At 25.2% G+C, this 10,937-nt stretch carries 18 protein-coding genes; 1 reads left to right on the plus strand and 17 read right to left on the minus strand.

Annotated elements, in window-relative coordinates:
* Positions 1 to 245: 245 nt before the first annotated feature.
* Together B5E92_RS13925 and B5E92_RS13930 are read right to left on the minus strand one after the other, a co-directional pair.
* The gene (locus tag B5E92_RS13925; RefSeq protein WP_087303185.1) at positions 246 to 452 is read right to left on the minus strand and encodes a helix-turn-helix domain-containing protein; all 207 of its coding nucleotides are present in this window, start codon (positions 450 to 452) and stop codon (positions 246 to 248) included.
* 53 nt (positions 453 to 505) lie between these two features.
* Positions 506 to 727 (minus strand): helix-turn-helix transcriptional regulator, encoded by a 222-nt coding sequence (locus tag B5E92_RS13930; protein ID WP_239406487.1) that lies wholly within the window; start codon positions 725 to 727, stop codon positions 506 to 508.
* A 114-nt stretch (positions 728 to 841) separates the two neighbouring features.
* Between B5E92_RS13930 and B5E92_RS13935 the strand changes: the two genes are divergently transcribed.
* On the plus strand, positions 842 to 1,480 hold the full coding sequence (locus B5E92_RS13935; protein WP_087303187.1) for a hypothetical protein: 639 nt from the start codon (positions 842 to 844) through the stop codon (positions 1,478 to 1,480).
* On the opposite strand, the gene B5E92_RS13940 is transcribed toward B5E92_RS13935, so the two are convergent.
* The 15 genes from B5E92_RS13940 to B5E92_RS14005 all read right to left on the minus strand — a co-directional run bounded on the left by B5E92_RS13940 (position 1,472) and on the right by B5E92_RS14005 (position 10,638).
* On the minus strand, positions 1,472 to 1,675 hold the full coding sequence (locus B5E92_RS13940; RefSeq protein ID WP_087303189.1) for a hypothetical protein: 204 nt from the start codon (positions 1,673 to 1,675) through the stop codon (positions 1,472 to 1,474). The genes B5E92_RS13935 and B5E92_RS13940 overlap by 9 nt on opposite strands.
* A 49-nt stretch (positions 1,676 to 1,724) precedes the next feature.
* The gene (locus tag B5E92_RS15725; protein ID WP_204245282.1) at positions 1,725 to 2,336 is read right to left on the minus strand and encodes a hypothetical protein; all 612 of its coding nucleotides are present in this window, start codon (positions 2,334 to 2,336) and stop codon (positions 1,725 to 1,727) included.
* A 142-nt stretch (positions 2,337 to 2,478) separates the two neighbouring features.
* Positions 2,479 to 3,015, minus strand: a complete 537-nt coding sequence (locus B5E92_RS13950; protein WP_087303191.1) for a hypothetical protein — start codon at positions 3,013 to 3,015, stop codon at positions 2,479 to 2,481.
* Between the two features lie 219 nt (positions 3,016 to 3,234).
* A complete protein-coding gene (locus B5E92_RS15550; RefSeq protein ID WP_158095244.1) occupies positions 3,235 to 3,393 on the minus strand; it encodes a hypothetical protein in 159 nt (52 codons plus the stop codon).
* A 16-nt stretch (positions 3,394 to 3,409) separates the two neighbouring features.
* Positions 3,410 to 3,571 (minus strand): hypothetical protein, encoded by a 162-nt coding sequence (locus B5E92_RS15555; RefSeq protein WP_158095245.1) that lies wholly within the window; start codon positions 3,569 to 3,571, stop codon positions 3,410 to 3,412.
* 13 nt (positions 3,572 to 3,584) lie between these two features.
* Positions 3,585 to 3,890 carry a hypothetical protein gene (locus B5E92_RS13955; RefSeq protein ID WP_087303193.1) on the minus strand — a complete coding sequence of 102 codons (306 nt, stop codon included), beginning with the start codon at positions 3,888 to 3,890 and terminating at the stop codon, positions 3,585 to 3,587.
* A gap of 26 nt (positions 3,891 to 3,916) precedes the next feature.
* Positions 3,917 to 4,207: a hypothetical protein gene (locus B5E92_RS13960; RefSeq protein WP_087303195.1), complete on the minus strand. Its 291-nt coding sequence runs from the start codon at positions 4,205 to 4,207 to the stop codon at positions 3,917 to 3,919.
* 126 nt (positions 4,208 to 4,333) lie between these two features.
* Positions 4,334 to 5,713: a L,D-transpeptidase gene (locus tag B5E92_RS13965; protein ID WP_087303197.1), complete on the minus strand. Its 1,380-nt coding sequence runs from the start codon at positions 5,711 to 5,713 to the stop codon at positions 4,334 to 4,336.
* Positions 5,714 to 5,726: 13 nt separating this feature from the next.
* Entirely contained in the window at positions 5,727 to 6,392 is a 666-nt protein-coding gene (locus B5E92_RS13970; protein ID WP_087303199.1) for a CPBP family intramembrane glutamic endopeptidase, read from the minus strand.
* A 230-nt stretch (positions 6,393 to 6,622) separates the two neighbouring features.
* Positions 6,623 to 7,690: a hypothetical protein gene (locus tag B5E92_RS13980; RefSeq protein ID WP_087303203.1), complete on the minus strand. Its 1,068-nt coding sequence runs from the start codon at positions 7,688 to 7,690 to the stop codon at positions 6,623 to 6,625.
* 22 nt (positions 7,691 to 7,712) lie between these two features.
* On the minus strand, positions 7,713 to 7,931 hold the full coding sequence (locus tag B5E92_RS13985) for a hypothetical protein (protein WP_087303205.1): 219 nt from the start codon (positions 7,929 to 7,931) through the stop codon (positions 7,713 to 7,715).
* Positions 7,924 to 8,841, minus strand: a complete 918-nt coding sequence (locus B5E92_RS13990) for a ParB N-terminal domain-containing protein (RefSeq protein ID WP_158095246.1) — start codon at positions 8,839 to 8,841, stop codon at positions 7,924 to 7,926. Before B5E92_RS13990 ends, B5E92_RS13985 begins: the two co-directional genes overlap by 8 nt.
* Entirely contained in the window at positions 8,834 to 9,277 is a 444-nt protein-coding gene (locus tag B5E92_RS13995; RefSeq protein WP_087303209.1) for a hypothetical protein, read from the minus strand. The genes B5E92_RS13990 and B5E92_RS13995 overlap by 8 nt, the downstream gene beginning before the upstream one ends.
* Positions 9,270 to 10,145, minus strand: coding sequence for a ParA family protein (locus tag B5E92_RS14000; protein WP_087303211.1), 876 nt, complete (start codon positions 10,143 to 10,145; stop codon positions 9,270 to 9,272). Before B5E92_RS14000 ends, B5E92_RS13995 begins: the two co-directional genes overlap by 8 nt.
* Positions 10,146 to 10,149: 4 nt before the next feature.
* A complete protein-coding gene (locus B5E92_RS14005) occupies positions 10,150 to 10,638 on the minus strand; it encodes a hypothetical protein (protein WP_087303213.1) in 489 nt (162 codons plus the stop codon).
* Positions 10,639 to 10,937: the final 299 nt, after the last annotated feature.

Here is a 10,937-nt window from a genome sequence, read left to right on the forward strand (position 1 = left end):
AAAAATACTGAATTGTAGCTAGAATAAAAAAATACAAAATTGGTGATAGTTATGAATTTAAATATTAAAAATATTGTATATGATTTTTTTATTCTAGCTACAATTCAGTATTTTTTATAAATTATTTATTAATCTTTAATTATTGCTTTATTTAATATTTCACAAATATTCATTTTTTCTCCATTTTGTTGTTTTTATTGACATTATTTATCAATTCCTTTCCAAAGATGGAACTTGTTCCACCTTTAATCTTGTTTATGACTTTTATACCCACATAATTCGATAAATTCATCATCTGTTAGATTTAGCGCTTTTGCTATTTTTACAACAGTTGATATTCTTGGATCTTTGACCTTTCCATTCACAACTTTTTCTATACGATTTTGTTCTAAATTCATTTGTTTAGCTAATCGATAAGTTGTCCAGTTATTAGATTTTATTTTGTTATCAATAGATTATTATTCATGATTTATGGTTCCTTTCTAGCATAGAATAAATTCCATATCTATTCATTCTCATCACTTTTATACCCACATAATTTGATAAATTCATCATTTGTTAAATCTAGCGCATATGCTATTTTGACAATAGTTTCTATCTGTGGATTTTTTTTCTTTTCACCAATTATTCTACCTATACCTGTATCATTCAATCCAGTAATCTTAGATAGACGATATATACTTATATTTTTTTCTTTCATTTTGTTTTTTAAAATTTCTACATTCAAAAAAATCCTCCTCTCTCAATCCATTACTTTATTGATAGATTATTATCTGTTATAATTGTTTTATGATATATTTGTGATATAAAGATAATCAAACAATAGAAAGGTGATTTTAATATGCCAGTTGTTATGGACAAAAAATTATTATTGAATTATATAGACGATACATATAATAGAAACAAACACATTTATACATATAGATATTTTAAAATAATCAAGAAAATTTTTAAAAATATTGCAGTCAATGAGCAATTAACATATCAAGCTTTATTTGAAGCAACAACACCATATACACAAGACTATGATCTAGGTTTTTTTGGTTTATACCATATTGATTTTAATATTCCTCAACTTCTTCAACTTATAGAAAATAATCAAATTCAACTTGAATCATATAAAAGTAATGAGATTGATTTTAGTATGGTTTATCATGAGTATCCTATTGATTTTAATCCAAAAATAAACTATAATTCAAAAATTATTGTTACTGATTTCAACACAATAGATTGTAGATTTACTATTATTGATGGTAATCATACTTTTGAAAAATTTTTATATGAAAACAGAGTTTTTGATATTTATTATTTACCTTATAGTCAGATACCAAGATCTTGTTATTGTAATGATTTTAGCTATGTGTTTCATTATATAATTAATGAATTTTATAGTATTTTTTTAAAGAAATATGATGATTCTATAAAAAAGCAGCTTATTAAAAATTCAAAAATTTTCTTAATGTCAAAAGAATTACTTTGATTGACTTGTTTTGCCTATTATCAAAAATGATTTCTGGATTTTTCTTAGCCTTTTTAATTCGTTTTTATCTTTGAAATCTAGTACATCTGAATACCTGTTATACAAATCTATTTTTTCTTTTATTTGCTTTCTATACATCATTTCTTGTAAATATTGAAATTCATTTTTTCTCCATTTTGTTGTTTTTGTTGACATTATTTATCAATTCCTTTCTAAAGGTGGAACAAGTTCCACCTTTAATCATTTATTTTGTAATACCCTTTAAATTCACATGCATTCCTTTTGTTAATGGAAAAAACCGATCTTCTTCAAATTCTCTAGCATGATTAGTCATGTTATCAATAAATATTTTTTTATTTCTATCTTTATATAAATACTCACAATCTTTTTCGGTTAGTATTTTTTCAATTTTAAAAATTCTGAATTCTTCAAAATCAGGATTTTCATCCCATATATACATACCTACCTTTAAATCTTCAGCTTTATATGGTTTGCACAAATAAATGTTCTTAAGTTCTTCTTCGTTTTTACAATTAAAATGCACACATAAATTTCTTATTGTCATTTTCATTAGGTGTGTTTCATGTCTATAATCATGTACATCATCAAGTATTTTAGAGTATTTTAATTTTAAATCTTTATGTTCATTAACGAGCTTTTCAGCCTGTTTTATATGTCTGTCATAAAGATCATTGTATTTTTCAACAAGTTTAAAATGTGTTTCAATAAGATGTTCTAACATATCAACATCTTTTTCAAACGCACTTGCTTTATCTTCATCATAAATATCGTTGGGAAAATAATAATCATCATTAATAATTCTACCTAATGCCTTTTCATATTGCTCTTTAATCATATAATCAACTCTCTATCATTTGTTTAATTCATACAATATGAACCAGCAAAATTACTTTCAAGAAAATCAAAATCAATATCAAAACTTCTTAATCTTTCAATGTTCTTCACTTTATTCCTCCGTTTTTGATTTAAGATTATCTTTAAAATAAATTCTTTAAATCCTTTGAACAATCTCTTATTGTTTGGATCATATTTTCTGCTTCTTGATTAACTGCATCACAAAATGCACTTATTACCTTATCTGTATCTAAATCTGCTTGAAAAAAGAATTCATGTTCATAGGTCGAATATGGCATATAATATGTAACGATTCCAATATTATCTTCAATCTCTATTCTAATTACTTCGATTTCACCTTTTACTTTTTTAAAAACTTTTTTCCAATATTTCTCTTTTTCATTTTTTAATTGTTTTATTTTAGTTTCTAATAAGTCAATTCCAATAGAATTTAAATATTTTTCATAATCTTTATCTGTCCATTCTTTTATTTTAAAGTTGTATGTGTCAGGATATGGAATTTTCTTTTTTAGATTGCTGATATGATTCGTAACTCCCTTTAAGGTTTTAAATATTTTGGGTTCTTTCTTGTTTGAAGAATTGCTGGAATAGAGATAAGTTCCATTAGCATTATCATATGTTCCAGCATATATTCCATCACAGTAACCAATAACGTACATTATATTACTCCTCTCTCTTAGTATATGGTTTTAATCATGTGTATTTTTAATCATTGCTTTCATTGGGATCAATTCCTATATAAAAACATTCTCGAATACCATTTTCATTGATCCATAATGCATACCCATTAGAATATATTTTTATTAATGTCCATTTCATATTTTATTTCCTCCTATAAATTCAGATATTATTACTCAATTAATTTCTTGTATGTAATGCTAAACCATATATAGTTTATTCGTTATACAGTAAACAACATAATATCTTCCAAAACTTTTTGTTGTTTTAATCATATAAATAAATCGTATATGTTTTCTTTTAAGTTCTTCAACATAAGTAATAGAATCTTCTTTTGTTCTAAAACAGTTTATATTCATCATAATCACTCCGATCTTAGCTTTCTGATATCTCTTTTTTTAGATTCTTTATTTTTTTTAAAAGAATTAAATGATCATCATTAATTTGATAATTTTTTTCATTGAGTGTTCTGTTAAGACAATCAATTAAATAAGCTATATCTTCTTGTAATACTATCTTTTTGAATTCATTATTCATTTTTAAACCTTCTTTATTTGTATTTTAGTATTTGAACATTATGCATATTACATAGCATTTCAAACTCTATAAATTTTTCTTTATTAGTAGTAATTCTTGTAGTATCATATATTGCTAAATAATTTACTTTACTGTGCTTTATTCTGTTTATTACACTATCAAATTCATAAGATGATTTTGAACCATCTTTTATTTCTTTTACTACTAAATCGATTTTGATATGTTTGCTAATTAATATGTTTTTTAATACTGTTTCTTGATAATCTAATAATTTAATATCTTTTGGATTAGAAATACTGCAATATATAATAGCTTTCATTTTTATACACTCCTTTCGAACCTGATCTATAAATCTATCTCATAAGAATTTTCATATTGTCTTTCCAATTCTTTTTCTTCTAAAAATCTTTCATATACATTTTTTATGAGGATATTTAAAGTTAAGCTTATTGAATCGGTAGGAGTTTCAATATCTTCATAACTGTAATATATATTGTTAATTTCAGCTTCAAAATATTCATACAGGTCATCATTAATTGTAATTTCATCAAGATAATCATATATTTCTTTCTGTAACAAACCATTGCTGATTTTTTTAATCAAATCATCTTCATTTTTTATAATAAACCCTAACATTATTTTCACCTTCTTATCTATATGAAGGTGGTGTGAGAACGAGAAAGGGGAACCACCTTCATGTATATATCAACCCGCCGAGAACATTGCTCTATTGCTTTATTAATTTGGGCGGTATCTTTTTATTTAATATAAACTATTTGAATTACTATAAATTCCAATCAAAGTATCGCTTTGCAATGATTGTAATATTCTAATCATGTTTGTTTGTGAAACACTAATGCAACCAGCAGTAGAACCTCCAGTACTGCAATGCAAGAATATTGCAGATCCAGCATTAGGAGTACATGCAGTGTTATAATTTACTGCAATTGCATATTTATATGCAGTTGGATAACTAGCTAAATGTTCAGCGCTATTCCATTGAATACCAGTCTGGCTGGCATCTACTAATTTGTTATAATATGGGCTATTACTGTCATCGACCCAATAATGATTATTATTTACTTGCAACCAGCTTCTAGAAGTACCTGGATTACCAGCTGTTCCAAATGCTTGACCAAATGAATAAATACCACTAGGAGTTTTTCCATCTCCCTCTCTTTTATTTGATGTGATCCCATTTCGTCCTACTCTTGCACTACAGCTTAGTTGTTGAGTCCATACTCCATTTATTTTTGTGTGCAATGATAAAGTTGCATAGCTACCACCATCTCCAACTACAATAATTGCTTGGTTGCATTGCTTACTAATAGACATGTTTGCAACGAAACTTTGATTAGAATTATTGGTAGAGTTACTACTATTATTTGAATTATTCTTATTAGACGTAGATTTATCACTAGAATTTTTTTTATCTGTATTTTTAGAAACTGTTTTTTCTTTTAAAGTATTTCTTATGCTTTTTGTCCCATCTTCGTTAGTAACTGTTTCGGTTACTAATTCCTGATTTTCGTTAGGAAGTGGTGTAATATTTATTGCTAATTCAATTTCATTTTTGTTATTACTGTTGTCTAATGCAGTAGCTTTTAGACTGTATGTACCAGTAGTATTACTATCAATAGTTGAAAAATCTGCATTGAAAGTATATTGGGATAAATCATTTATAATAAATAATGATTGAAAATCATAGGTAGATAAATCAGTTCCTTGCACGATATCGATACTAGAATATTCAGTAGTTATTGTTGGAGCTGTGGTATCTTCGACAGTTAATTTTTTTGTTAGTGTTTTATTATCATATACTAGCTTAATAAAATAATTCCCTATGGCAGGATATGATTTTTCATTCTCGTTTTTTATATTACTATCAACTGTAATTTTTTCTTTTAAGTCTTTAATTTGATTTTCTGAATATTTAGAAGTATCAATCAGATCAATTGGTTTGATAGTATAATTATTTCCGTATTCGATTTTTATTACGTTATTATTAATTAGTTTGAATTCGGGTTTGTTGTTATTCAATGCATAAATACCAATTGAAGCAATTGCTATGATTAATACTATTGTGACAATTGTGACCAGTTTATATTTTTTATTATTTTTAATTAATTCAAATATTTTCATGTTTGTTCTCCTTTTAAAAAATTAATATGTAGCTAATTGTGTTATATAAACAATGGATCGTTATAGGCATCATTAGATTGTCAGATTTTCTATATATAATATTCGTTATAAAATAGAACAAGAAATAATTTGCAAAGCTAATCAAAGCATAATAATCTAATGAAATTATTTCTGTAAAGCAGTGCATACTGGCAAAAATGATACCTAATACGATTGTTTTTAATATCCAATGATTGTTTAAAAATGCTGTGTTTTTGAATAACTGATATTTGAACAGTAATTCTTCTATAACTGGTAAAAAAATTATTATTATAATTCCAATAAGTATTGGATTATTTAATGCTGCTTGTACAATTTGATTATTATTTACTGATGTTAAATCAGCATTGAATACAGTTCTTTGAATACTACTTAATGTTAGATTTAGAAATACCAATAAAAATGTATAAAATCCTAAAGAAATTGATTTTTCTAAACATTCAATACAATTTTTCAAAAACGTCGTTTTAAAATAGTTTCTAGAGGCATATATGCTTATAATAAAAACTATTAGTGTCGAAAAAAATCTTGTTATTTCAATATATTTATTAGGAACTAAAGCTAAAATAAAGCTTTCTAAAAAAAGATAGATAATAAAATAATTAAAAATAGAAATAGTTAAATCGTTAAATTTCTTCATATCATCACCGTCATTTATTTGTAAAATTTATTACTCTTTCTGGAGAGATATTAATATCAATATTGTCTAGATTATAGTTATCATTCATATGTAAACAGTCTATGATTTCAGATAGTGTATAATTATTGTTTATCAATATATCTATTAATCCTTCACCACGATCTATATTTCTTATTTCATCATTTGTAATGATGGAAAGAATTTTCTTTGAATTATTGTTTATGTTTAAATTAATTTGACAAAACATATTTATCACCTCTTGTAATTTCATGAAAGTAGGGGATATATATATGATTCTCCCACCAGTTATTTAAAAGATAATTTATATTTTCTTCTAAAATATCGATATTATTATTTAATGAAGCAAATGATTGTTTGAAACCTAAGTATACATTTGAATTAGTATCTGTATCTTTGAAAGTCGTATCATGTAATAACTTGTCTATTTTGAATATTACTTTATGAAATTCTTTTTCTACTTCATCATAAAAATATCCATTGATTAAATCTGTTTGATATTTATAGATAGATATATTTATTCTCTTTATTAGATTATTTTTAATTTCTATTTTTCTTTTTCTTAAAATCGAAATATTTTTATCTATGGTAATATAAGAAAAATATTTAATTTGAGAATTATAATAATCTCGATATAATAATTGTTTTGTATATTTAATTGCTTTTTTAAGGCGATTAATGAATCGTTTAAATGATTTATACTTAAATATTTGCGATTCTTTTAATGATACATAGTAACTTGTATATTGTTTATTACCGTTGCTATCTAATTTCAAATCACCTTTTTTATGTAATAATTGAGCATGTTGATTATGTTTTTTACATCTTCTTTTTGTCAGTGGATTCCAGTAATAATCTTGATCCCAGACCATTAGTTTCTTTTGTTTTCTTTTATAAAATTTACGTGTAAAACAGACAATATCGGCATATAATCCAGTACCTTGTTTATATGTTCTATACATATAAAGATATCTATTGCTTTTATATAAACTATCAATTGCAGACATATATGTGGATATAAAGTCGGGTAACTCATTGTTAGTTATGCTTTTTGGTAACATAACTTCAATACGGTGGGCATAGATATTGTTATAACTTTGTTTATTACCTCTGGGTTGGTAATCTCTTTTAGTTTGTTCTTTATGATTAAGTAAATGTTCAACAATGCTTAAATAATTATCATTGTTAGAATAAATTGTGTTATCCTTTTTTATCCATGCTAATACTTCCTCACGGTTATTAAGAGTATGGTAGGAAATATATTCATTATAAGTAATCATCGAATGACCTCCTTGCGCTGCTTTAATGTTTTTTTTTTTGATTTTTATCGATAAAATCGCCTTTTTTTTCATTTATTAAGTTTTTATGTTTTTTTCCGATTTTTTTTGATAATTTATTGATACCTTTTATATAAAACAGTATTGATACAGAAACTATGAATAGCATACCTATTAGAAAAATAATGATTAATAATGCTTGCTGTTTCTCTGATGTTGATAAAGTGATCCATTCATTATTCATCGTATTTTAGTCCTATCTTCTTTAAAACTTGATTTAATTGTTCTATTGATCCACAATTAATTGTTATTTTATTATTTGGACTTATCACACATTTTGTATCCAGATATTTGCATAAATCATCAGAGATGTATTTGTATTGTCTTTTCATTTTTTCTTTTTCTAGTTGTTTTTCTTCATCTTTTTTGATAATTTCTATATCATCTTTTAATTTTGTTAATACTATTTCTATTGTTTCTGCTGGTAAATTAGTTGTTTTAATTAGAAAATCTTTTTTATCACTTAATTGCATATTTCCTTTATTTACTTCTTTTTGAAATACTAGCAGTTGCTTTAGTACATCATCTTTTAACTTCTTTATACATTCGCCAACAACTTTTAATCCCATGCCACTTCTTTTAGCTATATATTCTCTAATTCTTCCTTTAAATTCATTTTGCTTGATCATTATTGCTACTACTTGATAGTAGGGGAGAAATAGCTTGTATTTTGCTTCAAACGTATCTAAACGTCTATAATCGTTAAAATCGAGGATCATATTCATTTCATCCTTTATGTTTGCAGGTTTATCTAAAATATTTGCAAATACAACTTTTTGTATATTGCCTGAACCATCTAATTCATATTCATGCTCTATATTGTATCTACAAGCCTTGATACGTTTATGACCGCTTAATAGCATATATTTTCCATTATCTGTTTTATAAACAGTTATGCTTTCAATAACACCATCTTTAGAGTGATATAATTTATCTGCAAATTCTCTTATATCTTCATCACTATCGATTTCTGGGTTTAGAGGATTTAAAATTATATCTTTTATAGAAATTGTGTCGGTTTTTTTCATGCGATTTATCTCATTTATAATTTCATCAGAGCTTTCATCATATTCTTCTAAATTAAAATCAATCATAATTGTCCTCCTGATATATAATTTCATTCTTGTATATAATTATGTTTTGAATTGAATACTTTAATTTTTTTAATATTGAATCCTTAATTCTCGAAACATTATTAATGATTACATTTTCTTCATTGATACCGTTTTGTAGTTCAGTACTCGAAAAACCTCTCAATGTATAGTAATAAAAGAAAATCTTTTCATTAGTGTTGAATACTTTATTAGCTACATCTAATAATTCATATACATATGGCTCGCTTGTGTTACTTATTTTTACTTTAACGATTGTCTTTAAATCTATTGAGTTTATCTCATGAATCTGTATTTTTTTAATTTCATAAAAGCCAGATGTTGATATGATTTTTTTAATAGTTTCTAATCGTACCTTAGCTGATTGATAAGTATGTTCGTGATCGATAAAAGGAATCAAAATTTCTATTCTAATCATTAAAATATTCCTCTATTTCATTGGTTAATTTTTTTAGCTCCCAACCAATATTTAATTTAGAATCAATTAAGTATTGATTGTTAATTGAAGATTCACTGGCTGGTTTAGCACGATATCTGATTTTTGTATTGAGTAGCATATCTCCACAATATTTTTCAAATAACTGCAAAATACTTGAATCAATTTTATTTTTATTCATCATTGTCATTAGAATTTTTAAATCAAAATTCATGTCCATTTTTAAACGTATTGCTTCTTTTTGTAATCTTGATAGTTTATTAATTGTTACGATCAATCCTTTTAATGATCCTTTGTCGCACTTAATAGGTACAATCACTAAATTGGATACATTAATAACATTTGTAAGAATGATTGAATCATCAGGGGCATTATCTATAATGCAGTAATCGTATTTATCTTCTATATGGCTAAACGCTTCGTTAAGAATATGTTTATTATCTATATCTAAACAAAGAACAGTTTTTATCTTTGTTTCAGTTAACGATAATGCAGCGGGTATATAATCAAGATTTTCTATATCAGAATGTCTTATAATTCTGTTAATATCCTCTGGATTTTTAAAAACATCTTTAAGATTGCTGTTAATCTCATAATCTTCATATAGACATTCATTTAATTTTTTAAAAAAATCTTGCTGGTTCTTAATATTTTCATCGGTAAACTCTTTAATAAATTTTTCAGTAAGTTCATTTCCTATTTTCCCAACTATATCTGTTGCATTTGCTTGAGGATCTGCATCAATTAGAAGAACCTTATATCCTTTATCTACTAGACCTTTTGCTACAGAAGTAGCAGTTGTGGTTTTAGTTACTCCACCTTTCATGTTTACAATACTAATAACGTTCATACTCTTACTCCTTTTTTTCACTTTTCTTTAACTGATATGTTTCGGGTAGCAGTAGAGCTAAGTTAAATTTTGCAATGTGTAACAATCGATAATAGGAAGAATTGCTAATGTTTAATTTTTTACAAATACTTCCTATACTTTTTTTTAATAACGCACCATAAATCAAAATGTATTTTTGTTTATATTGAAGTTTATTAATATTTCCTAATAGCATATTAATTCTCATATACTCAATTCGACTTTGCTCTATTAATTTGTGTAATCTTCTTTCATATGAAGTAGAATCAATTGAAGATTTACTACTATCGAATTTAACCAATGATGACGAATTTAATGTAATATCTAACTCGTTATCTAACGGATTTAGTTCAATAGTGAAATTTTCACCATATCCCTCAATTTGATATTTGAATCGCTCTGATCTTAATGTGATTGAGAGATACTCTAAAATAGGTTCTACTGCTTCACACATCTTTTTTTCATCTAACTCCATATACTCCCTCCCGAATTAAATTTTTTTAATTTTTATGTTTTCTATCACTTCGCTTTCTTAAAACAAAAAAGAAGTAATCGCTATTGTTTAACAACAATAGTAATTACTTCTTTTCTAATATCGTTATTTATTTAAAACTAAAAGTATAAACGGATACCATATGGGTTAGACCTCGCTGTCTTATAAAAGTCAAGATAATTTGACCAATTTGTTGCAATTAAGTGTTCTCAGTTTTTTTAGGATTTAATTTATCTTTGATTCGATAAGATGGACCTGTGATATTAAATAAATATGAATAA

It is taken from the genome of Erysipelatoclostridium sp. An15, assembly GCF_002160675.1.
Lineage (GTDB): Bacteria > Bacillota_I > Bacilli_A > Erysipelotrichales > Coprobacillaceae > Thomasclavelia > Thomasclavelia merdavium.

Excerpts from the sequence above, each read along its gene's own strand:
- B5E92_RS15555 (WP_158095245.1), bottom strand. The coding sequence starts at position 3,571 with ATGAATAATGAATTCAAAAAGATAGTATTACAAGAAGATATAGCTTAT.
- B5E92_RS13965 (WP_087303197.1), bottom strand. The coding sequence starts at position 5,713 with ATGAAAATATTTGAATTAATTAAAAATAATAAAAAATATAAACTGGTC.
- B5E92_RS13955 (WP_087303193.1), bottom strand. The coding sequence starts at position 3,890 with ATGAAAGCTATTATATATTGCAGTATTTCTAATCCAAAAGATATTAAA.
- B5E92_RS15550 (WP_158095244.1), bottom strand. The coding sequence starts at position 3,393 with ATGAATATAAACTGTTTTAGAACAAAAGAAGATTCTATTACTTATGTT.
- B5E92_RS13980 (WP_087303203.1), bottom strand. The coding sequence starts at position 7,690 with ATGATTACTTATAATGAATATATTTCCTACCATACTCTTAATAACCGT.
- B5E92_RS13970 (WP_087303199.1), bottom strand. The coding sequence starts at position 6,392 with ATGAAGAAATTTAACGATTTAACTATTTCTATTTTTAATTATTTTATT.
- B5E92_RS14000 (WP_087303211.1), bottom strand. The coding sequence starts at position 10,145 with ATGAACGTTATTAGTATTGTAAACATGAAAGGTGGAGTAACTAAAACC.
- B5E92_RS13950 (WP_087303191.1), bottom strand. The coding sequence starts at position 3,015 with ATGTACGTTATTGGTTACTGTGATGGAATATATGCTGGAACATATGAT.
- B5E92_RS13995 (WP_087303209.1), bottom strand. The coding sequence starts at position 9,277 with ATGATTAGAATAGAAATTTTGATTCCTTTTATCGATCACGAACATACT.
- B5E92_RS13990 (WP_158095246.1), bottom strand. The coding sequence starts at position 8,841 with ATGATTGATTTTAATTTAGAAGAATATGATGAAAGCTCTGATGAAATT.
- B5E92_RS13940 (WP_087303189.1), bottom strand. The coding sequence starts at position 1,675 with ATGTCAACAAAAACAACAAAATGGAGAAAAAATGAATTTCAATATTTA.
- B5E92_RS15725 (WP_204245282.1), bottom strand. The coding sequence starts at position 2,336 with ATGATTAAAGAGCAATATGAAAAGGCATTAGGTAGAATTATTAATGAT.
- B5E92_RS13985 (WP_087303205.1), bottom strand. The coding sequence starts at position 7,931 with ATGAATAATGAATGGATCACTTTATCAACATCAGAGAAACAGCAAGCA.
- B5E92_RS13960 (WP_087303195.1), bottom strand. The coding sequence starts at position 4,207 with ATGTTAGGGTTTATTATAAAAAATGAAGATGATTTGATTAAAAAAATC.
- B5E92_RS14005 (WP_087303213.1), bottom strand. The coding sequence starts at position 10,638 with ATGGAGTTAGATGAAAAAAAGATGTGTGAAGCAGTAGAACCTATTTTA.
- B5E92_RS13935 (WP_087303187.1), top strand. The coding sequence starts at position 842 with ATGCCAGTTGTTATGGACAAAAAATTATTATTGAATTATATAGACGAT.